Source organism: Dyella sp. 01N448 (assembly GCF_056399225.1).
In genome coordinates this window covers 103,800-125,647 of record NZ_JBFTQX010000009.1, presented here as the reverse complement: position 1 = coordinate 125,647, position 21,848 = coordinate 103,800, and the positions used below count along the sequence as shown (strand labels likewise).

The window sequence follows — 21,848 nt, the reverse complement described above, 5'->3', positions numbered from 1 at the left end:
GAGGGGATGCCCGGTTATCGCATTGTTTCCCCTTGCGGCTTGCTATGGCGTACATCCTGGGTGAATGGCCTGTTCACGCCGCAGCGGGCTGGCGATTGCCAGAACCGCGCGCTTGCTGCCTACTGGCAGCGCGCAACCAGGGAGAAGGGCAATGAGCATGTCGAAGTGGATGGCTGCCACCGTGCTGGCCGTGGCCGGCTGGGCGGCATCAGTGCCGGCACATGCCGGCGATATCGAGTGCAAGATGAGTTTCAACCTCGCGGGCTGGTCGGTGTTCTATCAGACGGCCACCGGCAGCGGTACTGTCCACTGCAACAACGGCCAGAGTCTGTCGGTGCACCTGCGCGTCAAGGGCGGCGGACTCACCTTCGGCAAGAGCCAGATCACCAATGGCGTGGGCAAGTTCTCGGGTGTCAGCAGCATCAGCGAGATCAAGGGCCATTACGCCGATGCCGGCGTGCATGCCGGTGCAGCCAACTCGGCCGGTGCGCGCGTGATGACCAAGGGCAATGTGTCGCTCGCGCTCAGCGGCACCGGCAAGGGCTGGGACCTGGGCGTGGCCTTCGGCGCCTTCATCATCGAGTGATCGGACGGCACGGCGCGCCGGCGTCGTGCGGTCTTGCGTCGCGGGCATGCCTGACGGATGCCCGCTTCCGCTCTTGTTGAATCGGATCGGGCGTCCTAAGGTGGCGGGGCCGTACGCTCCAGTACGTTCCGTTTGAGGAATCCCCATGTCCGCCACCTCCGGCACGGCTCTCCCCCGCTATGCCTTCGGCGACGAGCTCGCCAGCAGTGTGATTCACGGCATCGGCATCCTGCTGAGCATTGCCGGCCTGGTGACGCTGGTGACGTTTGCAGCGCTGTACGGCGACACCCGGGCCGTGGTGGCCAGCGCGGTGTTCGGCACCACGCTGATCCTGTGCTACACGGCCTCGACGCTGTATCACTCCATTCCCGGCGCGCTGCCCAAGCGCGTGTTGCGTACGCTCGACCACATCGCGATCTTCCTGCTGATTGCCGGCACCTATACGCCGTTCACCCTGATCGCCTTGCCGGGCGCCTGGGGCTGGAGTCTGTTTGCCACGGTGTGGACGCTGGCGCTGATGGGCAGCGCGCTCGAACTGGGCCTGCTGAAGAAGTACCGCAAGCTGGCGGTACTTATGTACATCGGCATGGGCTGGGTGGGCGTGATCGCGTTCAAGCCGTTGCTGGCGCATCTGCAGACGGGCGGCATGGTGTTGCTGCTCGCCGGTGGCGTGGCATACACGCTCGGCGTGCCGTTCTACCTGTGGCGCAAACTGCCTTATCACCACTCGGTATGGCACTTCTTCGTATTGGCCGGCAGCGTGCTGCACTATCTTGCCGTGCTGCTCTACGTGCTGCCCGACGCGCCGATGTGAACCCCGCGATCGAGCTTCTGCGCCAGGAACTGGAAGACGCCGCCACGCACCTGGGACGTCCACACGATCTGCGGTTCAAGCCGATGTTCGGCGGGCTGATGGCCTGGTTCGATGAAAGGCCGTGCGCGTGGTTATCGTCACAAGGCCTGGCATTGCGCCTGGCTGAGGCGGACCAGGCTGGCTTGCTCGCCCACGAAGGTGCGGCTCGCTTCCGTCACAGGGCAGACGAGCCGCCCAGCCGCGACTACATCCTGGTACCGCCAGCACTGCGCAGCGACACGGCGAACTTTGCGCAGTGGCTGGAACTCAGCAGTCACGCGCCCGCCCCGCAAAAGAAAAGGCCGCGCCCGAAAGCGCGGCCTCGTCAGAACTAAACAGCGGCTTTTACTTCGCCTGCTTCTTCTGCGACGGAATGAACTGCGTGCGCACCGCTTCGGCGAGCTGCTCGGGCGGCAACAAGCCCTGGCCGATCACGAAGTCGTTGAAGGCCTGGCGGTTGAAGTCCTTGCCCAGCGCCAGCTCGGTGTTCAAACGCGTCTGCTGCAGGCGCATGTACCCGTAGAAATACGCAGTGGCCTGGCCCGGGCTGTTGAAGGTGTAACGGTCCAGTTCCTGCTGCGTCATCGCCTCGGACAGGCCCACGTCGTAACGCAGCACATCGTGCGCACGTTCCTTGGTGATCAGGCCGAGGTTGAGCATCGGATCGAGATACGCACGCGCCGCGCGCTGCAAACGCGCCTGCAAGGCCACGAACTGGCCCGACGGCGGCTCGTACGGCAGCATTTCCGACTCGGCATACAGCGCCCAGCCTTCCACGTTGACGCTGTTGAAGGCGAACAGGCTGCGTGCCAGCGACACGCCGCGTTCCACCATCGCCGCGAACTGCAGCTCGTGACCCGGACGGCCTTCGTGCGCGGTCAGCGTCCAGGCGGCCGCCTTATAGGTGAAGTCGTCATACGAATCGGACTTGCCACCACTGGGGTTGCCCATGGTCAGCACGAAGGTGCCCTGTTCGCCGTGGTTGTTGATGAACGGCGGCGGGTCCATGTGCGGTGCCGGCACGGCGGCGGTTTCCGCTTCCGACGCCAGGCGCATCTGCATCTTGCGCTGGGGCAAGGTGATGATGTGCTCGCGGCGGATGGTGTCTTCGATCTTGCCGATGATCTCGTGGTACCAGGGCACCACGTCATCCTTGCCCAGCTGCTGCTTTTTCAGCGCCTTCAGCACGTCGCGATAGTCGGTGGCCTGGATGCCTTCTTCCTTCGCCACCACCGGCGCCATCATCTGCATCATCGAGCGCAGCTCGGTGAATTCGAACTGCGCTTCCTTGATCAGCTGTTCCGGCGGAATGTCGATGCCGACCTGCTTGAGGTTGTACGCATACAGCGGCTCGGGCAGGCGGAAGTCAGTACGCTCGCGCGGCACGATGGTGGTGCGCACCCAGCTGTCGTAGTCCTTGAGCTGGCTGTCCAGCGCATCGAGCGCGGCCTTGCCCTGCGCGTCGTCCAGCTTGTACTTGGCGAACAGCTGGCGGATGCCCTGGGTGTAGCGCGGCGTATTGCTGAGCTTCTGCTCCACTTCGTTCTTGTACGGGCCGATCAGGTCCTTCTCGCCCAGTCGTGCCGTGGTCTGCGCCTTGGCCAGCTCGACCAGCGGCGTGCAGCCCGCGGTCTTGCCCACGTAGCATTCCAGGCGCTTGAGCGCGGCGGGGCGACGATTGGCGGCCACGTCGTCCTTCAGCAAGACGAACTCGCCCTGGAAGATCAGCTGGCCCACGTCCTGGTACGGCAGCATGTACTTGTGATTGAGATCGATGCCTTCGATCTGCTGATCGACGGCCTTGATCATGATCTGCAGATCCTGGCGGACGTTCTCGTCCTTCTCGCTGGCCAGCATCTTTTCGAGCTTGCCCTTGGCGTCGACGAAGGCGGCACGCGAACGGGCGTCGACGTCGGGCTTCATGTCGACGACCTTGTCGTCGAAGCCGGGCACGCCGATCTGCGAGGCGAATTCCGGGTTGAACTTCGCCATCACATCGAGCAGCACCTTGGCGTCGGTGTTGCTGCGTTCGATCCAGGCGGGCGACTTGGTTTCCGCTTGGGCGGAACCGACGGCGACCAGCGAAACCGCCAGTGCCAGGGCGAGACGTTTGGACATGAGCACTTCCCTGAAGGTGGAGTGCCCCCGAGCCTATAGGGCGGCGCGTACGCTGCGCCATGTGCCGAAGGTCGCGCTAGCCGAATGGCCAGCCCCGGCCCCGGGCTCAGCCAAACAGCATGGCAAACGCGAACAAGCCGATCATCACAAAGGAAATCACCAGCTTCACCACGGTGCCAAACAGCAGCCCCAGCCAGGTGGCCACGCCCACATGGGCCGAACGCAGCACGCTGGTGCCCGAGCTCAGCTCGCCCAGCAGGGCGCCCAGGAACGGACCGACTATGAGCCCGGCGAGGCCGAAGAACATGCCCACCACGGTACCGATGCCGGCTCCCCAGATCGCTCTGGGGCTGGCGCCCACCCGTTTGGCGCCCAGCGACGCAGCCACAAAGTCCAGCGCCACGCCGATGGCGCCGAGGACGCCGATGACCACCAGCCACCACGTTCCCAGGTGCCGATACTGGTCCACCGCGGCCACCAGCCAGATGCCGCCGAAGATCATCGGGATGCCGGGCAAGGCAGGCAGAATGTTGCCGGCGAGGCCGCCGATCATCAGCAGGGCGGCCAGCACGTAGAGTGCAATCTCCAGCATGAGGTTCTCCATGTTCGAGAACCCAGCATATCGGCATGGCCATGCCGCCGGCATCACGCCGTTGGGTGACAATGGTGCACGGCCACCGCAGGGAGCATCTGTGGATACCTCAGGCGACGCGCTGCTCAAGTCCGATGAACTGGGTCGCATCGAGATGATCGAGCGGCATGGCGTGCGCGTGATCCGCCGCGATGTCCACGCGGCCTGCTGGTGGGCACGCGCTTTCGCCCGCCGCGCCGCCGCACGCGAAGCGCGTGCGCTGATCAAGCTCGATGGTGTGGAGGGGGTGCCTGCGCTGCTGGGCTGGAACGGGCGAGAACTTCTGCGCAGCTATATCGCCGGCGCACCGATGCAACAAGGGCAACCTTGCGACCGCGCGTATTACCGCGATGCACTGCGACTGCTGGCGCGCCTGCATCGGCGCGGCATCGTGCACAACGATGCGGCCAAGGAGCCCAACTGGCTGGTGGGCGTGGATGGCCGCCCTGCGCTGGTGGATTTCCAGCTCGCCTGGACGCGCGGCAAGCGTGGGGCATTGTTCCGTGCATTGGCGCGCGAAGACCTGCGTCATCTGCTCAAGCACAAGCGTACGTATTGCGCGCAGGCGCTGACCGCACGGCAGCTGCTGATCCTGCAAACACCTGCTCCGCATGCGCTGCTATGGCGTGCCACTGGCAAGCGCCTCTACAAACTGATCGCGCGACATGTGTTCGGATACTGGGACAACGAAGGTAAGGGCCGCGTGCGCCAGTGAAGGTGCCTCGCCCTTTGTAGGAGCGCACTTGTGCGCGACCGCAGCGCCTCAGGGTTTTCGTTGCGTGGGGCGGTCGCGCACAAGTGCGCTCCTACACAGAAGCTTCCGCCCCGAAGCGCTCCAGCAAAAACTCAATCATGCTGCGCAGCTTCGCCGTCGGCCGGCGATCCTGCGCGTACAACAGATGCATCGGCGTCGACGGCGGCGCCCATTCGGGCAGCACCGCCATCAGTCTTCCTTCGGCCAGATCGTCCGCCAGCAATACCTCGGGCTGCAGCACGATGCCGGCGCCGTGCAGGGCGGCGACACGCAAGGCATCGCCATGATCGACCGATAGCCGCCCCTGCACCGGTACATCGCACTCCGCACCCTCAGGTCCGAGCAAACGCCACTGGTCGCGACGACGCCAGTTGGTGAGGCCCAGGCAAGTGTGTTTGGAAAGCTCCTCGGGACGCGACGGGTTGCCGTGCTTGGCGAGGTACTGAGGGGACGCGGCCAACAGCATGCGATACGGCAGCAGGGGGCGTGCGACCAGCTGCGGGTCATCGACTGCGCCAATGCGGATGCCTAGCTCGTAGCCTTCGCTGACCAGGTCGAACACGCGATTGTCCAGCGACAGTTCCACGCTGACATCGGGATAGCGTTGCAGGTAATCGGTGAGCGCTGGGGTAAGCCTGCGGCTGCCGAAGCTCATCGGTGCGGTGATGCGGAGCCGTCCGCGCGGCGTGGCCTGCAATTCGTGGGCGCTGCGCTCGGCCAGTTCCACATCGGCCAGTACCAGCTTGCAGCGTTCGTAATAGAGCCGGCCTACCTCGGTGAGCTGTTGCCGGCGCGTGGTGCGATGGAGCAGGCGCGCGCCCAACCGTTGCTCGATCGCGCGGATGTGCTTGCCGGCCATGGTCGGCGACACCCCGCTGGCCTCCGCGGCTGCCGCGAAACTGCCGGTATCCACCACCCGCACGAACATCGCCATGCTTGCCAGCGTATCCATGATTGAAAACCCATGGTTCGGAATGGGTCGCATCATGGCACGTTTATTGTGACCGCGGCTCGGCGGACACTGGGGGCTTGGCGACCCACGCCGGGGCGCATCCACGAGGCTTCACCATGCGAATTCTTCTAGTCGGTGCCAGCGGCATCGTCGGCCAGGCGGTGGCAGGGGCCTTGGCGCCCCACCACGAACTCATCCGCGCCGGGCGCCACTCGGGCGATGTACGCGTCGATCTCACCGACATGGCGAGCGTCGAGCGGATGTACGCGGAGGTAGGTCAGCTCGATGCCGTGGTCACCGCGGCCGGCAGCGTGCATTTCGGCGAGCTTGTGAACACAACGCCCGCGCAATTCATGTCCGGACTGCAGGACAAGTTGATGGGGCAGGTGAATGCGGTGATCGCCGGCATCCCGCATCTGCGCGACGGTGGCTCCTTCACGCTGACCAGCGGCATCACCGCCGAAGAGCCGATCAAGCTGGGCACCAACGCCACCACGGTGAATGCGGCGATCGAAGGCTTCGTGCGTTCGGCTGCAACGGAATTGCCGCGTGGTCTGCGCATCAATGCGGTGAGTGCCACCTTGCTTACCGAAGCGCTCGAAGCGTATGGGCCGTATTTCCCGGGCTTCGAGGCCGTGCCCGGCGCACGCGTGGGTCAGGTGTATCGACGCAGCGTGGAAGGCGTGTTGACCGGCCGCGTCTACAAGATCTGGGAATAGACGCAGCGCTGAGAGAAAGAAAACTGTGGGAGCGCACCCTGTGCGCGACGGCGCTTCGTTGTACCTCGACGCAGCGCCCGTCGCGCACAGGGTGCGCTCCCACAAAAAAATCCGCGGTGTTCCGCGCGATTTATTTCTCGACGAACGCCCGCTCAATCACATAATCGCCCGGCTCTCGCGTACGCGGCGACACCTGAAAACCCCGCGTATCCAGCAACGCGCAGGTGTCGTCCAGCATCGAGGGACTACCGCACAGCATCACGCGATCCGTCGCCGGATCGAGCGGCGGCAGGCCAATCGCAGAGCTCATCGCCCCATCGACGATGTTGTCGGTGATGCGTCCCTGGTTGCGGAACGTTTCGCGCGTCACCGTGGGGTAGTAGATCAATTTCTCGCGCACCAGTTCGCCGAGGTATTCGTGCTGCGGCAGCTCGGTTTCGAGATAGTCCTTGTAGGCAAGATCGTTGACGTTGCGCACGCCGTGCGCGATCACGATCTTCTCGTAGCGATCATAGGTTTCCGGATCGCGCACCAGGCTCATGAACGGCGCCAGGCCCGTGCCCGTGCCCAGCAGATACAGATGCCTGCCCGGCTTGAGGTCGTTGAGCACCAGCGTGCCGGTCGGCTTGCGGCTGACGATCAGCGGGTCGCCCGGCTTGAGGTGCTGCAGGCGCGAGGTGAGCGGACCATTGGCCACCTTGATACTGAAGAACTCCAGGTGTTCCTCGTAGTTCGCGCTGGCGATCGAATAGGCGCGCATCAGCGGACGGCCATCCACTTCCAGGCCGATCATCACGAACTGGCCGCTGTCGAAACGGAAGCCCGGATCGCGCGTGGTGCGGAAGCTGAAGAGACTGTCGTTCCAGTGGTGCACGTCGATCACGTGCTCCGTCGCCAATGCCACCATTGCCGGTACCGTCCTAAAAAAAGCTTGGGGAAGCTGCGGGCAGGGTACCGGCCAGGCCGGTACTGGACTCGTGTGGGGAAGGCGGAATCCGCTGCGCCTGACGAGTGCTGCCCTGGGGGTGCAGCGAAGGCGCCATTATGCCATGGCGTCCTGGCAGCTCAGGCTGCCGGGCGTCGCGAGACCCGGTTTATTGCGTCAACCTGCCGCATCGAGCGGGCCGCACGGGCAGGGCCTTCGCGACCCGCCGGGCCGAGCAAGTACAATAGGCCCCATGTCAGCCCCGATTTCTCCCTTGCGGCAGCCGATCCAGAAGGACGACTGGCGCCTCACCGTCGCGCCCATGATGGACTGGACGGACCGCCACTGCCGGTATTTCCACCGGCTGCTGTCGCCGCATGCGCGCCTGTATACCGAGATGGTGACCAGCGCCGCCCTGGTGCGCGGCAAACAGCTGCGCCTGCTCGAACACAGCCAGCAGGAGCACCCCGTGGCCCTGCAACTGGGCGGCAGTGATCCGGCCGAGCTGGCCATTGCCGCGCGCTACGGCGCTGAGGCGGGCTATGACGAGATCAACCTCAACGTCGGTTGCCCGTCCGACCGCGTGCAGTCCGGCCGCTTCGGCGCCTGCCTGATGCGCGAGCCGGCCCTGGTGGGCGATTGCGTGAGGGCCATGCGCGATGCGGTCGATATCCCGGTCACCGTCAAATGCCGCATCGGCGTGGACGACCAGGACGACTACGCCGACCTGCAGCACTTCACCGAGACGATGATCGCCGCCGGCGTGGAAGTGCTGGTGGTGCATGCGCGCAAGGCCTGGCTGCAGGGCCTGAGCCCCAAGGAAAACCGCGAGATCCCGCCGCTGGACTATGAGCGCGTGTATCGCCTCAAGCGCGAATTTCCCGACCTCGTGGTGGTGATCAACGGCGGCATCACCTCGGTCGAGCAGGTGCAGGCCCACCTGCAACAGGTCGACGGCGTGATGCTGGGGCGGGCGGCCTATCACGACCCCTACCTGCTCGCCCAGGTCGAGGCCGCGCTCTACGACGAGCCGATGCCGACCCGTGAGGACGTGCTGCTGCGCCTGCGGCCCTACGTCGAGGCCGAGCTGGCCCGCGGCACGGCGCTCAAGCACATCAGCCGCCACCTGCTGGGTCTGTACCAGGGCGAGCCCGGGGCCCGCGGCTTCCGCCGCCGGCTCAGCGAGGGCGCCCATCTGCCGGGGGCCGATTGGTCGCTGATGGAGCAGGCCATCGCACAACCGCGCATCGCCGCGTGACCGTTCAGGTTCGTCCGGCCTATATTCAGCCGCGATTCCATAGTCTGAACGCCGATGGATACCGTCCCCTGCCGTTACCCGGGCTTTGTTTAACAAAATGAAAACAATCCTGCGTCCCCTGGCATGGCTGCTGGCACTGTCGACAGGCACCGCTGCCTGGGCGGCACAGTCCACGGAGCCATCCATGTCGCTGGAGCAGGCGGTGACCCAGGTGCAGCATGAAACAGGCGGCAAGGTACTGTCCGCCAGTACCGTGCGGCGGGGCCGCAGTTCCTTCGAACACCGCGTGAAAGTGCTGACGCCCACCGGGCACGTACGCGTGGTGACAGTGACCACGGAGGCCAGCAAGGCGCCGGCTTCCAGTGATTCGACCAAGAACCCGTCCAGTGACGGTGGAAGCAACAAGGAGAAACACTGATGCGCATTCTTTTGGTTGAGGACGAGGCTCCCCTGCGCGAGACCCTCGCCGCCCGCCTGAAGCGCGATGGTTTTGCCGTCGATGCGGCCCAGGACGGTGAAGAGGGCATGTACCTCGGACGCGAAGTGCCCTTCGATCTGGCCATCATCGACTTGGGCCTGCCCAAGATGTCGGGCATGGACCTGATCAAGTCGCTGCGTGAAGCCGGCCAGCGTTACCCCATCCTGATCCTCACCGCCCGTGGCGGCTGGCAGGACAAGGTCGAAGGCCTCAAGCACGGCGCCGACGACTACCTGGTCAAGCCGTTCCACGTCGAAGAGCTGCTGGCGCGCATCAACGCGCTGGTGCGCCGCGCCAGCGGCTGGTCCAAGCCCATCCTGGCCTGCGGCCCGATCAAGCTCGATACGACCGCCCAAACCGTGACGGTGGAAGGCAAACCGGTCGACCTGACCAGCTATGAATACAAGGTGCTCGAATACCTGATGCTGCACGCCGGTGAGCTGGTCTCCAAGGCCGACCTCACCGAGCACATCTACCAGCAGGATTTCGATCGCGATTCCAACGTGCTGGAGGTCTTCATCGGCCGCCTGCGCAGGAAGCTGGACCCGGAAGGCAACCTCAAGCCCATCGAGACGGTACGTGGACGCGGATACCGCTTTGCCATCCCTCGCAGCGAAAGCGAAGACGAATGATCCATCGCCGCCGCGCCGCCCGCTTTCACTGGCGGGCCGCGCAGCGCTGGCGACGGGATTTGTGCTGGCTGCGTTCCTGGGCGTGGTCGGTCTTACGCTCACGCGCACGGCAGCCGACAGTTCGCTGAAGGGGCTGCAGGATCGCCTGCAGAATTTTGTCGTGGCTTACCTCGCGGGCACCGAAGTCGGTCGCTCCGGCAAGGTGCTGCTGCCCGACACGCCGCCCGATCCGAGTTTCTCGCGACCGGGCTCGGGCCTTTACGCGGTCGCCATCGGCGACAACGGTTTCAAGTGGGAATCGCCGTCGGCCATTGGTCGCGACTTCGGCTTCCTGCATCCCCTCGCGCCCGGCGAAGAGCACTTCGTCGGCCCAGTCGATACGCGCATGGGGCGCCTCTACTACTACATCTACGGCGTGGCGCTCGATACCGCCGAGAAGAAATCGGTGCACCTCACTTTCATGGTGGCGCAGACGGAGGACCAGCTCGAAGGGCGCAACGCGGTGTTCCGACGAAGCCTGGTGTTCTGGCTGGCGTCACTGGGCGTGATGCTGATCCTGCTGCAGATGCTGTTGCTGCGCTGGAGCCTCACGCCGTTGCGCAAAGTCGCCAACGAGATGTCGCGCGTGGAGCGCGGCGAACGCGAGCACCTGGGCGATCAATACCCGCTGGAACTCACCGGCCTTACCGAACGCATCAATGCCTTCATCGACAGCGAGCGCGAACAGCGCGTGCGTACGCGCAACACGCTGGCTGATCTTGCGCACAGCCTGAAGACGCCGTTGGCGGTGATCCGCTCCAGTCTGGAAAGCGCGATCGCCCAATCGGCCTTGCGCGATCCGGTGCTCGAGCAAGTACGCCGCATGGATGAGCTGGTCGCTTACCAGCTTGCGCGCGCCGCCACCTCCGGCCGCCAGACCTTTGCTACCACCGCCATTCCCATTGCCGGTCACGCGGAAGATCTGGTGCAGAGTCTGGAGAAGGTCTACGCCGCCAAAAACGTGTTGTGCGAATTCGATATCGACGACAACGCGGCGTTCTACGGCGAGCAGGGCGATCTGCTCGAACTGATGGGCAATCTGTTGGAGAACGCGTTCAAGTGGGCGCGCCATCAGGTGTTGCTGGTGGTGAAGATGCGTCCCGTTGCGGGTCGCCAGCGTCCTGGTTTGTGGTTGAGCGTCGAGGACGATGGTCCGGGCATCAATGACGACAAGATCGAAGCGGTGCTGCAGCGTGGCGTGCGCGGTGATGAGCGCGTGCAGGGGCACGGGATTGGCTTGTCGATCGTGCAGGACATTATTCGCGCTTATGGCGGCGAGTTGGTGGTGGATCGGTCGCCGGAGTTCAATGGGGCGCGGTTTAGTGTGACGTTTCCGCCGGGGTGAGGTTGGCCCCCATCTTCCCCGTCTTTGCTCGTGATCCCGGCGTAGGCCGGGGTCCAGTAGCGGTGCCGCTCGGTTGTCGCGATCCCGCCAGCGTGCCGCCTACGACGCAAAGCTAGTCCCTGTGGGACGCGGCGGGCGTTTCGATCGGCTGCCGCCGCTCGAGTCACTTTTCTCTTGCTGGCCCAAGAGATCCCTCGGGACTAGCTTCGCGTCGAAAGTAACCCAAAGAGAATGGCCTGATAACGCCCGCAGCATCGTGTTGGGATAAGCCCGAACGCTTGAGGCGCGTCGTTGTGGGACAACCTCCGAGGGTACACAGCGGATACCTCAATGCGCTGCGCAACGCGCCCGAATCGCTGAGGACTTAAAGCGGGGCCTCGCTGCGCATCGGCTGTGGGTCACAGATGGCGCACTTGATGCCGCGCCTGGCGCTTGGCTTGTCTGTGGGAGCGCACCCTGTGCGCGACGGCCACGCAGGGGTGTACCGCTCCGTAGGTTCGTCGCGCACAGGGTGCGCTCCCACAGAAGAGCCGACCGGCAAGATTGATCCTCAACCCACGAACCTGCGTAACCCTTGTAGGAGCGCACTTGTGCGCGACCGCAGCGCTGGGATGTATCTCTCCGTAGGCTAGTCGCGCACAGGGTGCGCTCCCACAGTGATGTGCTGCGGATGGCCGCTTTTACGCAGCATCAACCTGGCGCAGGCGACGGCCCGTAATACGCCTCAAGCAATCCGGCGACAGCAGCATCCGCCCGACGCAGCACCGACGGCTGCGACCAATGCAACTCACTCACCACGGCAAAAAATTCGTCCGGACTTTCGGCAGCGTACGGATCAATCAAGGTGTCCCGTCCACGCGCCACGTCATTTGACAACAAATCAAACGCGCGCTGGAACGCAACAATCCATTGTCGTCGTGGAATGTTCGCAGGCAGCAGCGGCACGCCATCAGGCGGCCCGTCGAGCATGTCGAGCTTGTGGGCGATCTCGTGCACGACCACGTTATAGCCGTCCCACGGATGGGCGAGGTCGAGCTGCACGTCGGCGAGCGACAACACCAGCGGGCCGTGTTCCCAGGCTTCGCCGATCAGTACGTCCTCGCTTTCGGTGACCACGCCACTGCGGTCGTCGTGATGGCTGCGCTTGACGCGGAACTCGCCGGGATACACCAGGATGTCTCGCCAGCCGCGCAGGTTGCGCGGGCCTTGGCGTAGCACGGGCACGCAGGCTTGCATGGCGATCAAGGCGCAATCGGCGTCAGACAGTTCGACACCGCCCAGAGGATGGAAGCGCTTGCGTGCGAGGAACACACCAACGAGTCGACGCAATTCGTTCTGACGCGCGTGATCGAGACGTTGAGCCAGCGGACAACCCTGCAGCGCGATGCGCCAGGGTTCGTCAGCAAGCGGGGGAGGCGTGACATAGGCGCGTAAGCGCCGCCACCAGGCAGCCGACACGAGTTGGGTCGTTACTGGATGGAGCCCGGCAACAAGGACTGCCAGCCGATGTGGTTCTGGCGGCTGCGCGGCGCACGCGCCGGGGCCGTGGTGGGGCAGTTGTCGCTGGACGAAGAAGAAGCGGCAGGGGCGGTGTTGGCCTCGCGCGACAGACCCAGGGCATCGCCCCCGCTGCCGCTCGCGCCGTCGTGACTGCCGGAGCCGGTGTCCACGGTGCGCTGCATCGAGCTCAGATCCTGGCCGTCCGCATCCATGGCCGATGCAGCACTGACGCCGCCGACGCATAGAACACAGCCAAACAAGAACTTCGCGACACCCATGGCGGCTCAACCCCTTGATCCGCAATCGAAGAGCTTGATGCTGGCAGAAAAATCGCGGTGATACCAGTGCCTGCGTAACCCTCGTGCAAGGCTTGCGAGTCCCAGAAGTCACGGACCCCGAGCGGTGTGGCGAGCGGCGTAGGGCAGGCTCGGCAGGCTAGAATCGCTGGATGTCACGCTCCCTGATCCCGTCCCCAGCTCGCCACGGACGCCGCCAACGCGGTCGATCGGCGCGGGATGCCGCCTGATGCAGCCACAGGACTTGCTCGTGGCCTTGGCGGACGGCGGCATGGTGTCGGGCGCCCAGCTGGCCGAGCGCACAGGGGTGACCCGGGCAGCCATCTGGAAACAGGTCGAGGCGTTGCGTGCACGCGGCGTTCCGGTGGAGTCGCGCGGCACGGCTGGTTATTGCCTGCCCTGGCCGGTGCAGTTGTTGAACCTGCCCACGCTGCGTGACTTGCTGCCTGCCAGGCTGGGCAAACGCCTGGGCACGCTGGAGCTGCATTGGGAGATCGACTCGACCTCCAGTGAGATCCAGCGCCGCCAGGCCGATCTGCCCGACCTGAGCATGGTGCTGGCGGAAACCCAGACCGCCGGACGCGGCCGTCGCGGCCGGTCATGGCTGTCGCCGCCGGGCCTCAATGTGTATCTGTCCTGCCTCAAGCGCTTCGATGGCGGTTTTGCCGCGCTGTCGGGACTGTCGCTGGCGGTCGGCGTCATCGTGATGCGTACGCTCGCTTCCTTGGGCATCGAAGGCGCCGGCTTGAAATGGCCCAACGATGTGCTCAGCGACGGCGGCAAGCTCGCCGGCATCCTGGTCGAACTCGGCGGCGAATATCAGGGGCCATGCGCGGCTATCGTCGGCGTGGGTTTGAACGTGCGCCTCACCGCGGCCCTGCACGAACAGGCGGGTCAGCCCGTGAATGATCTCGCCACCCTGGCGGGTCGGGCGCCGGATCGCAATCGCGTGGCGGCGGCTCTGATGACTGCGTTGGCCGAAGGGCTCGAACAGTTCGAGCGAGAGGGTTTTGCGGCCTTTGTCGATGAATATGCACGCCATGACCTGCTGCGTGGCAAGCCGCTGCGCGTGCAAGGCCCGCAGGCCATGCTGGAAGGCGTGGGCGCCGGCGTGGATGCGCGCGGCGCCTTGCTGCTGCAGGCCGAGGATGGCCTGCATCGCATCGACAGCGCCGACGTCACGGTGCGTCGCGCATGAGGCTCCTGCTCGATCTGGGCAACACGCGCCTGAAGTGGGCGCTGCGCGAGGGCACGCAATGGCGCGAGCAGGGCGCCGTCGCATGGAACGAGGACGTTGCGCTGGTGCTGCATGAGGCATGGCGGCAGCTGTCGATACCCGGCGATGTATTCGGCGCTTCGGTGGTGGATGGCGCTCGCGAAGCGCAGATTGCCGCCGTGGTGTCGACCAGTTTTGCGCGGACCACGACCTGGCTGCGCACGCCGGCGGAAGCCTGTGGCGTGCGCAACGCCTATGCCGAACCAGGCCGCTTGGGCGTGGACCGCTTCCTCGGCATGGTGGCCGCTCGCGCCGAAGGGTTGGCCCCGTGTGTGATGGCTGGCGTGGGTACCGCGCTGACCCTCGATGCACTCGACGCCGATGGCCGCCACCTCGGCGGCTTGATCGCGCCGGGACCGCAGTTGATGCAGCAGTCGCTGCTGGGCGCGACCGCGCGCGTGCTGGTCGACCGCCCCGGCCAGGTGCTGGAGGTGGCCGACAACACGCCCGATGCCGTGGCATCGGGTTGCTGGCAGGCTGCTGCGGCGCTGGTGGAACGTTTCGTCGCGCATATGTCCGCATCGCTGGGCGGTTCCCCGCAGCTGATCCTGGGGGGCGGCGATGCCGAGGCGCTGGCGCCATTGATCGCCCATCCGGCGCGGCTGAGTCAGGACAGTGTGCTGCGCGGACTATCCGTGTGGTCCGACGCACATTCACCCATCGAGCAGGCTCCCTAGAATGCCAGCTCTCCCGCCGCTTGCCTGACGGATCATCGATGTTCCTGCGCCTGCTCTTTGTCCTGCTGATCGCACTCAATATTGCGGTAGGCGCGTGGCTGTTGCTGGGCCAGGACGACGTGCACGGCCGCAGCGCCACCGATGCCGGCGTGCCCGAACTGCACCTGCTGAGCGAGCGCCCGCCGGCGCCCTCGAGCGCACCGGCACCGGCGTCGCCGACAACGACCATTGGCGCCGCGACAGCGGCGACCGCAGCAGGCCCGACGTCCAATGCCGCGCCGGTGGCGCAGCCCCCCGCGCCCGCGCCGCCGCCGCCATCGCGACCCAACACCTATACCTGCATGGCCCTGGGCCCGTTCGCCACGCAAACCGACATGCGCAACGCGCGCAGCGCGCTGACCAGTCAGGCGGCACGCATGCGCCAGCGCCAGGAACAAACCACGCAGACCACCGGGTGGTGGGTCTACCTGCCGGGCGGTGGCAGCCGCGACAAGGCGCTGGAGCTGGGCCGCCGTCTGGCCGCGGCCAATGTCGGCGAATACTTCGTGGTCAGCGCCGGTGACCAGTCCAACACGATTTCGCTGGGGCTGTTCAAGGATCCCGCCAACGCCCGCCGCCGTCGCGAACAAGTGGTCGCCGCCGGATTCCCGGCCCAGATGACCGAACGCACCGAAAGCGTGGCCGAGTACTGGCTGGACGTAGTGATCGCCGACAACGGCCACACCGACTGGCGCAATCGCGTGCGCGGCGTGGGTTCGCATAGCACCGGCTGCTTCTGAGGCCTTTGGCGTTGCACCGCGGGGGCCTGTTAGACTTCGCTTCTTCGCCGGTATAGCTCAGTTGGTAGAGCAACTGATTTGTAATCAGTAGGTCGCGGGTTCGACTCCTGCTGCCGGCACCAGATCGAGGGTTTCCCGCATGCTCAAGGCCCACCTGGCCGCACTGCTGATGCTGGCGGGCATGGGTACCGCCATCGGGGCAGATGCGCCAATCAACGCCTCGCAACTGCTGCAACGCCAGCAGGCCGGGCAGGCGCCGGTGCTGGTCGATGTGCGCGGGTCCGACGAATACCTCGACGGCCACATTGCAGGCGCACTCAATATCCCCGTCGACCAGTTGGCCAGCCGCGCCGGCGTTCTCGGCGTGCCCCGCGACAGCGAGATCGTGGTGTATTGCGTCTCCGGGAAGCGCGCTGCCAGGGCGCAGGAAACGCTTACATCGTTGGGCTATACCCATGTGCGTCTGCTGGACGGCAGTTTGAACACATGGCGGCAACGTCGTCTGCCTCTGGCACACTAGGACGACTCGTATTCCGCTTTGACACTGCAGGTTTTCATGGTCAACAAGGCACTCTCCCTGATCGGCGTTCCCACGGACATTGGCGCGGGGCATCGCGGCGCGTCCATGGGACCCGAAGCACTGCGCGTAGCAAACCTCGCCGCCCGGCTGGCCAAGCGCGGGCTGGAAGTGGTCGATCGCGGCAACCTGCAGGGACCGCTCAATCCGTGGCAGCCGCCGGTGAACGGCTATCGCCATCTGCCAGAAGTGGTGGCCTGGAACCAGGCCGTGCATGAGGCGATCTACGCCGAACTCACCGCCGGTCGCGTGCCGGTGATGCTGGGTGGCGATCATTGCCTGGCGATCGGTTCGATCAGCGCCATCGCGCGTCATTGCCGCGACACGGGCAAGACGCTGCGCGTGCTGTGGCTGGATGCGCACGCCGACTTCAACACGGCCGATGCCACTCCGTCGGGGAATATCCACGGCATGCCGGTGGCCTGCCTGTGCGGCAATGGACCGAAGGAATTGGTCGAGATGGGTGGCCATGTGCCGGCTACTTCTCCGGCGGCGTTCCGCCAGATCGGCATCCGTTCGGTGGATGAGGGCGAAAAGCGTCTCGTGCGCGAGTCGCAGGTGAGCATCTTCGACATGCGCCACATCGACGAAGTGGGCATGAAGCGCACGATGGAAGAAGCCCTCGCCGGTGTGGACGAAAACACGCATCTGCACGTGAGCTTCGACGTGGACTTCCTCGACCCGACCATCGCGCCGGGCGTGGGCACCACCGTGCGCGGTGGCCCGAATTATCGCGAGGCACAGCTGTGCATGGAGATGATCGCGGACAGTGGCCGCGTCAGTTCGTTGGACATCGTCGAACTCAATCCCGCCTTCGACAAGAAGAACCAGACCGCGCGCCTGGCCGTGGACCTGGTGGAGTCGCTGTTCGGCAAGTCCACGCTGATCCGCTGATCGCCAACACCAAACAATACGAAGAAACCAGCACATGAAGACCCGCGTACTCACCGGCATCACCACCACCGGCACGCCCCACCTGGGCAATTACGTCGGCGCGATCCGCCCGGCCGTTGCCGCGAGCAGGCGCGACGACGTGGATGCGTTCTACTTCATGGCCGACTACCACGCGCTGATCAAGAGCGACGATCCGGCGCGCATCGAGCGTTCTCGCCTGGAAATTGCCGCCACATGGCTGGCCGCGGGCCTGGATCCGCAGAAGGTCACGTTTTATCGCCAGTCCGATATTCCGGAAATACCCGAGCTGACCTGGTTCCTCACCTGCGTCACCGCGAAGGGTTTGCTCAATCGCGCGCATGCTTACAAGGCGTCCGTGGATAAGAACACGGAAAGCGGCGAGGACGCCGATGCCGGCATCACCGCCGGCCTGTACATGTATCCGGTGCTGATGGCGGCCGACATCCTCGCGTTCAACGCGAACAAGGTGCCGGTGGGCCGCGACCAGATCCAGCACATCGAAATGGCGCGCGACATCGCTCAGCGTTTCAACCATATCTACGGCCGCGAATTCTTCGCGTTGCCCGAAGTGGTGATCGAGGAACAGGTGGCGACGCTGCCCGGCCTCGATGGCCGCAAGATGTCCAAGAGTTACGACAACACCATTCCGCTGTTCGCGGGTGGGCAGAAGCATCTGCGCGATTCCATCATGCGCATCGTCACCGATTCGCGCCTGCCGGGCGAAGCGAAGGATCCGGACAGCTCCTCGCTGTTCACCATCTTCCGCGCCTTCGCCAGCGACGCCGAGTCCACCGCGTTCCGCCAGGCACTGGTCGATGGACTGGGTTGGGGCGAGGCCAAGCAGGTGTTGTTCGAGCGCCTGGAAGTGGATGTTGCGCCGATGCGAGAAAGCTACAACGCCTTGATGGCGCGCCCGGCGGTGATCGAGGAGATCCTGCAGGAAGGCGCCAAGAAGGCGCGTGCGATTGCTGCGCCCAAGATTGCAGAACTGCGTGATGCGATTGGCCTGCGTTCGGGTGCAGCGGTGGCATCGGGCACCGGTGGCACCAAGGCGACTGCTGCTAAGGGTGGCAAGTCCGCGCGCTTCGCCAGCTTCCGCGATGCCGATGGCAGTTTCCGTTTCCGCCTGTTCTCCGCCGACGGCGAAGAGCTGCTGCTGTCGCGTTCGTTTGCCGATCCCAAGGCAGCCGGCGCGATGCAGAAGCGCATCAAGGAACTGGGCAGCGTATCGGCCGTGGTGCAGGTGCAGCCGCAGGCCCTGGTGCTGGAAATCGACGGCGACCAGGTCGGCGCCACGCCGGCATACGACGGCGAGCAGGCACGCGACGAAGCGCTCGATCGCCTGCGCGGCGCGCTCGACCAACTGGCAGCGCAAGAATAAAGCGCTCGGCTTTCATGGAGTGAACTGACGTATGCGTTATCTGGCCATCCTCATGCTCGCGCCCTGGTTGCTGATCTTGGGCTGGGCGTTCTGGTCCTATCCCAAGAGCCTGCCGCGCACGCGCCTGCGCCGATACTTCGATGTGGCGGCCTTGCTGCTCGCTGCGTTCGCCGCGGTGGAGTGTGCGAGCACGGCGTTCGATACGGCGACGGTGCCCACGGTGGGCCAGTACGGCCCTTCCAGCGGCGCCATCTGGCAGCAGGTGCTGCCGGCGCTCTACGGTTACGGCGCATGCGTCGTGGTATTGGTGCTGGCGCTGATCGTGCGCCAGCTCGTATGGCGCCCTCACGCGCACTGAAGCAGGAAACGACCATGCAAGACGCCGACCTCCAGCGATACCTACTGCGCCTGTTCGAACGCCATGACGTCGAACTGGAACCCGACGAAGAGTGGCTGATGACGGACGGCGATTTCCCCGCCGTGCGCGCCAGCTGGTTCGAAGGCGCCGCGGGCGAACCCGGCCGTCTGGATGTCGATGTGGTGATCAGTGAGGATCGCCATATCGAAGAGAGTTTCGCCGGCGTTGGCGGTGGTGAAGCGGGTTGCCTGGATGCGCTGCGCGCGTTTGAGCATGGCGTGTTCCATGTGTTGCTGGCGGCGTGCTGGTACGTCACCGACGATCGGCGCATGCAGCTGCAGAGTTGGGATTTTGGTATCCGTACGTGGGATGTGTTCGTTGCGCCGTGGCTGTCGAGTCAGGATGGCGTGGAGCCGCCCGCCGGCTTGGTCGCCCAGCTTCGCACTGCGTTGCAGAGCGAGTCGTTGAACCCGGAGCTGCATTGGGTGCGGCTGTTCTATCGTCGTGGCGACGATGGCGCGGTTACCGCCGAGGCCTTGCTCGACAATGCCGCGTGGCCGGCCGGCGATCGCCTGTTGGCGTCGCTCTCGTGGCCTGCAGCGGAGAAGGGTTACAGCGTGCGCGGGTTTGTGGCGCTGGATATTCGCGATTACTGAAACACCACCGCTGATCTTCTGTGGGAGCGCACCCTGTGCGCGACAATCCTACGGAGCGTAGACGCCATCGCGCCGCGGTCGCGCACAAGGTGCGCTCCTACAAGGGTAGGGTGTCTGGATTTTCTGTGGGAGCGCACCCTGTGCGCGACAAACCWACGGAGCGGAAGCGACGTGGCGCTGCGTCGCGCACAGGGTGCGCTCCCACAGGTGTGGCATGGTGCTCTAGGTGGCACTAACCCCAGCGATTGAGATGCGGCCCGAATTCCTCTCGCTGCGGGCGAACCACACAGAAGCGATGCCCGCTCGGCGCCTGCATGACCCACCAGCGGTCGGGCACGTAATGGACCCGCGTGGCGCCGAGCTTCTCCATGCGCTGCACTTCGGCTTCGATATCGTCCGTTTCAATATCCAGATGCACGCGGTTGTCGTGCTCGACGCGTTGCAACAGGATGATGGGCTCGTCATCGGCGGACGCAAGCCGGGCGTACTTGCCATCGCCATCCTCGTCCAGGGTGACGATGGATTTGCCCAGGGCGTGGCTCCAGAAGGTGGCGGCATCGGCCAGGTTGTCCGTCTTGCAGTCGATCACGATGGTGCACAGTCGGCTGTGATGCATGGCGGCGGTCCCGTGATGAGCGGCCATCGATCGTAGTGCGAGGCCGGGTGCAGGGGCCGTCAACGTTTCGCGCATAAAAAAAGCCCCGGCATGGCCGGGGCTCTTCGTACGCTTAGATTGCCTTAGTTCGGCAGCGACAAATCGTCGAGCAGCGCCTTGAGGAAGCGTGCCGCTTCACCGCCGGTGGCGGCGCGGTGATCGAAGGTGATCGAGATCGGCATGCGGCGATGCACTTCGATGCCGCCCATCACGGCCACCACGTCGTGGCTCAGCTTGCCCGCACCGATGATGGCAACGCACGGCGGCACAACGACCGGCGTGGCGTAGCGACCGGCGAACATGCCGAAGTTCGACAGGCTGATGGTGTAGCCGCTGAGTTCCGACGCGGGAATCGTGCGGTCTTCCACCGACGTGCGCAGGCGCTTGATCGCCGCGCGGATGCCGGCGCCATCGAGCACGTCGGCATTGCGCAGGGCCGGCACGAACAGGCCTTCCTCGGTGTCCACGGCGATGCCGATGTCCACATGCGGGTGCAGCGTGCGGGTGAGGTTCTTGCCGTCGAACCAGGCGTTGAGCGCCGGCACGGTCTTGCAGGCAACCACGATCGAACGGATCAGGCGGGCGGTGATGTCCTGCTTGCCGATCCATGCGTGCAGGTCGGCGTCGTCCACCAGGGTGGTCGGCACCACGTTGGCGTGGGCTTCGGCCATCACGCGCGCCATATTGCGGCGCACGCCCTTGAGCTGTTCGGGCTGGCCGCTGGCCTGCACGCTCGGCGGCGCGGTGCGCACCGGCTTGCCGGCGAGCGAGGTGGCGGTGCGCGGAGCGTCGGGTTCCGGCAGCTGCGGGGCCAGGTGACGACCGGCGGAAGCCGGCACGCTGCTGCGAGCCGGTGCGGCGCCCAGGGCGGCGCTGCCGTTGGCGGCGGCGTTCTTCACATCCTGCATGGTGACCACGCCGTCGGCGCCCGAGGGCTGCACGCGGGCGAGGTCGACCTTGAGCTTCTTGGCGAGCGCACGCACCGCCGGCACGGCCTTGACGCCGCCGACGCTGGAGGCCTGCTCCACGTGCACGTGGCTGCCGGAGACCATCGCACCGACCACGGTGCCTTCGTCTTCGCGATCGGCTTTGCCATTGCCGCTGTCGATCTCGCCGCCTTCATCGGAGGCAACGACCTTGTGCGTATCGGCCGTGGCGCTGCCGGTGCCCTTCTTGGGGCCGTGGTGGTGGCCGGTGGACTCGGCCTCGGCACGCTGCTTGGCGTTCGGATCGGGCTCGAATTCGGCCAGTGCCGAACCGGTTTCGATGATGTCGCCTGCGGCGCCGTGCAGCTTGGTCACCTTGCCGGTGTACGGCGAAGGCACGTCGACGACGGCTTTGGCGGTTTCCATCGAGCACAGCGGTGCGTCGAGCTTGATGGTGTCGCCTTCCTTCACGTGCCACTCGACGATGGTGGCGTCGGGCAGGCCTTCGCCGAGGTCGGGCAGATAGAAAGTCTTGATGTCGGCCATGAGATTGATTCCGTGG

Annotated in this window: 25 protein-coding genes and 1 tRNA gene; 18 read left to right on the top strand and 8 right to left on the bottom strand. The window is 65.3% G+C overall.

Annotated elements, in window-relative coordinates:
* The first annotated feature begins 157 nt into the window (after nt 1-157).
* The 3 genes from AC1DKY_RS15970 to AC1DKY_RS15960 all read left to right on the top strand — a co-directional run bounded on the left by AC1DKY_RS15970 (nt 158) and on the right by AC1DKY_RS15960 (nt 1,774).
* On the top strand, nt 158-586 hold the full coding sequence (locus AC1DKY_RS15970; RefSeq protein WP_441604765.1) for a hypothetical protein: 429 nt from the start codon (nt 158-160) through the stop codon (nt 584-586).
* 145 nt (nt 587-731) lie between these two features.
* Entirely contained in the window at nt 732-1,400 is a 669-nt protein-coding gene (gene trhA, locus AC1DKY_RS15965) for a PAQR family membrane homeostasis protein TrhA (protein WP_441604723.1), read from the top strand.
* Nucleotides 1,397-1,774, top strand: coding sequence for a TfoX/Sxy family protein (locus AC1DKY_RS15960; protein WP_441604722.1), 378 nt, complete (start codon nt 1,397-1,399; stop codon nt 1,772-1,774). Before trhA ends, AC1DKY_RS15960 begins: the two co-directional genes overlap by 4 nt.
* Before the next feature lie 10 nt (nt 1,775-1,784).
* Here AC1DKY_RS15960 and AC1DKY_RS15955 read toward each other — a convergent pair whose 3' ends face one another.
* Nucleotides 1,785-3,557, bottom strand: a complete 1,773-nt coding sequence (locus tag AC1DKY_RS15955) for a DUF885 domain-containing protein (RefSeq protein WP_441604721.1) — start codon at nt 3,555-3,557, stop codon at nt 1,785-1,787.
* 106 nt (nt 3,558-3,663) lie between these two features.
* Nucleotides 3,664-4,146 carry a DUF456 domain-containing protein gene (locus tag AC1DKY_RS15950; protein ID WP_441604764.1) on the bottom strand — a complete coding sequence of 161 codons (483 nt, stop codon included), beginning with the start codon at nt 4,144-4,146 and terminating at the stop codon, nt 3,664-3,666.
* A gap of 13 nt (nt 4,147-4,159) precedes the next feature.
* Here AC1DKY_RS15950 and AC1DKY_RS15945 point away from each other — a divergent pair, with 13 nt between their 5' ends.
* The gene (locus tag AC1DKY_RS15945; protein WP_441604720.1) at nt 4,160-4,903 is read left to right on the top strand and encodes a protein kinase family protein; all 744 of its coding nucleotides are present in this window, start codon (nt 4,160-4,162) and stop codon (nt 4,901-4,903) included.
* A gap of 91 nt (nt 4,904-4,994) precedes the next feature.
* Here AC1DKY_RS15945 and AC1DKY_RS15940 read toward each other — a convergent pair whose 3' ends face one another.
* The gene (locus AC1DKY_RS15940; protein WP_441604719.1) at nt 4,995-5,894 is read right to left on the bottom strand and encodes a LysR family transcriptional regulator; all 900 of its coding nucleotides are present in this window, start codon (nt 5,892-5,894) and stop codon (nt 4,995-4,997) included.
* Nucleotides 5,895-6,010: 116 nt separating this feature from the next.
* Here AC1DKY_RS15940 and AC1DKY_RS15935 point away from each other — a divergent pair, with 116 nt between their 5' ends.
* A complete protein-coding gene (locus AC1DKY_RS15935) occupies nt 6,011-6,613 on the top strand; it encodes a short chain dehydrogenase (protein WP_441604718.1) in 603 nt (200 codons plus the stop codon).
* A 130-nt stretch (nt 6,614-6,743) separates the two neighbouring features.
* On the opposite strand, the gene AC1DKY_RS15930 is transcribed toward AC1DKY_RS15935, so the two are convergent.
* Nucleotides 6,744-7,520 carry a ferredoxin--NADP reductase gene (locus tag AC1DKY_RS15930; RefSeq protein ID WP_441604717.1) on the bottom strand — a complete coding sequence of 259 codons (777 nt, stop codon included), beginning with the start codon at nt 7,518-7,520 and terminating at the stop codon, nt 6,744-6,746.
* Between the two features lie 271 nt (nt 7,521-7,791).
* On the opposite strand from AC1DKY_RS15930, the gene dusA reads away from it, so the two are divergent.
* The 4 genes from dusA (at nt 7,792) to AC1DKY_RS15910 (ending at nt 11,290) form a co-directional block, all read left to right on the top strand.
* Complete coding sequence (gene dusA / locus AC1DKY_RS15925; RefSeq protein ID WP_441604716.1) at nt 7,792-8,796, top strand: tRNA dihydrouridine(20/20a) synthase DusA; 1,005 nt, start codon at nt 7,792-7,794, stop codon at nt 8,794-8,796.
* A gap of 184 nt (nt 8,797-8,980) precedes the next feature.
* Complete coding sequence (locus tag AC1DKY_RS15920; RefSeq protein ID WP_441604715.1) at nt 8,981-9,214, top strand: PepSY domain-containing protein; 234 nt, start codon at nt 8,981-8,983, stop codon at nt 9,212-9,214.
* Nucleotides 9,214-9,906 (top strand): response regulator transcription factor, encoded by a 693-nt coding sequence (locus AC1DKY_RS15915; RefSeq protein WP_046971280.1) that lies wholly within the window; start codon nt 9,214-9,216, stop codon nt 9,904-9,906. Before AC1DKY_RS15920 ends, AC1DKY_RS15915 begins: the two co-directional genes overlap by 1 nt.
* Entirely contained in the window at nt 9,872-11,290 is a 1,419-nt protein-coding gene (locus AC1DKY_RS15910; RefSeq protein WP_441604714.1) for an ATP-binding protein, read from the top strand. Before AC1DKY_RS15915 ends, AC1DKY_RS15910 begins: the two co-directional genes overlap by 35 nt.
* Nucleotides 11,291-11,980: 690 nt before the next feature.
* On the opposite strand, the gene AC1DKY_RS15905 is transcribed toward AC1DKY_RS15910, so the two are convergent.
* Nucleotides 11,981-12,748 (bottom strand): M90 family metallopeptidase, encoded by a 768-nt coding sequence (locus AC1DKY_RS15905; protein WP_441604713.1) that lies wholly within the window; start codon nt 12,746-12,748, stop codon nt 11,981-11,983.
* An 11-nt stretch (nt 12,749-12,759) separates the two neighbouring features.
* On the bottom strand, nt 12,760-13,068 hold the full coding sequence (locus tag AC1DKY_RS15900) for a hypothetical protein (protein WP_441604712.1): 309 nt from the start codon (nt 13,066-13,068) through the stop codon (nt 12,760-12,762).
* 247 nt (nt 13,069-13,315) lie between these two features.
* Here AC1DKY_RS15900 and AC1DKY_RS15895 point away from each other — a divergent pair, with 247 nt between their 5' ends.
* The 9 genes from AC1DKY_RS15895 to AC1DKY_RS15855 all read left to right on the top strand — a co-directional run bounded on the left by AC1DKY_RS15895 (nt 13,316) and on the right by AC1DKY_RS15855 (nt 19,705).
* Nucleotides 13,316-14,284 carry a biotin--[acetyl-CoA-carboxylase] ligase gene (locus AC1DKY_RS15895; protein WP_441604711.1) on the top strand — a complete coding sequence of 323 codons (969 nt, stop codon included), beginning with the start codon at nt 13,316-13,318 and terminating at the stop codon, nt 14,282-14,284.
* Nucleotides 14,281-15,039 (top strand): type III pantothenate kinase, encoded by a 759-nt coding sequence (locus AC1DKY_RS15890; protein WP_441604710.1) that lies wholly within the window; start codon nt 14,281-14,283, stop codon nt 15,037-15,039. Before AC1DKY_RS15895 ends, AC1DKY_RS15890 begins: the two co-directional genes overlap by 4 nt.
* Before the next feature lie 38 nt (nt 15,040-15,077).
* Complete coding sequence (locus tag AC1DKY_RS15885; protein ID WP_441604709.1) at nt 15,078-15,818, top strand: SPOR domain-containing protein; 741 nt, start codon at nt 15,078-15,080, stop codon at nt 15,816-15,818.
* Nucleotides 15,819-15,864: 46 nt separating this feature from the next.
* Nucleotides 15,865-15,940: transfer RNA gene (locus AC1DKY_RS15880), tRNA-Thr, on the top strand.
* 17 nt (nt 15,941-15,957) lie between these two features.
* On the top strand, nt 15,958-16,338 hold the full coding sequence (locus tag AC1DKY_RS15875; protein WP_441604708.1) for a rhodanese-like domain-containing protein: 381 nt from the start codon (nt 15,958-15,960) through the stop codon (nt 16,336-16,338).
* A 36-nt stretch (nt 16,339-16,374) separates the two neighbouring features.
* The gene (rocF, locus tag AC1DKY_RS15870) at nt 16,375-17,289 is read left to right on the top strand and encodes an arginase (RefSeq protein ID WP_441604707.1); all 915 of its coding nucleotides are present in this window, start codon (nt 16,375-16,377) and stop codon (nt 17,287-17,289) included.
* A gap of 34 nt (nt 17,290-17,323) precedes the next feature.
* Nucleotides 17,324-18,691 carry a tryptophan--tRNA ligase gene (locus AC1DKY_RS15865; protein ID WP_441604706.1) on the top strand — a complete coding sequence of 456 codons (1,368 nt, stop codon included), beginning with the start codon at nt 17,324-17,326 and terminating at the stop codon, nt 18,689-18,691.
* Nucleotides 18,692-18,722: 31 nt separating this feature from the next.
* Nucleotides 18,723-19,049 carry a hypothetical protein gene (locus AC1DKY_RS15860; protein WP_121877849.1) on the top strand — a complete coding sequence of 109 codons (327 nt, stop codon included), beginning with the start codon at nt 18,723-18,725 and terminating at the stop codon, nt 19,047-19,049.
* 14 nt (nt 19,050-19,063) lie between these two features.
* Nucleotides 19,064-19,705: a DUF6348 family protein gene (locus tag AC1DKY_RS15855; protein WP_441604705.1), complete on the top strand. Its 642-nt coding sequence runs from the start codon at nt 19,064-19,066 to the stop codon at nt 19,703-19,705.
* Nucleotides 19,706-19,937: 232 nt separating this feature from the next.
* Here AC1DKY_RS15855 and AC1DKY_RS15850 read toward each other — a convergent pair whose 3' ends face one another.
* Together AC1DKY_RS15850 and AC1DKY_RS15845 are read right to left on the bottom strand one after the other, a co-directional pair.
* Entirely contained in the window at nt 19,938-20,321 is a 384-nt protein-coding gene (locus AC1DKY_RS15850) for a VOC family protein (protein WP_441604704.1), read from the bottom strand.
* Nucleotides 20,322-20,443: 122 nt separating this feature from the next.
* Nucleotides 20,444-21,832: a dihydrolipoamide acetyltransferase family protein gene (locus tag AC1DKY_RS15845; protein ID WP_441604703.1), complete on the bottom strand. Its 1,389-nt coding sequence runs from the start codon at nt 21,830-21,832 to the stop codon at nt 20,444-20,446.
* Nucleotides 21,833-21,848 lie beyond the last annotated feature (16 nt).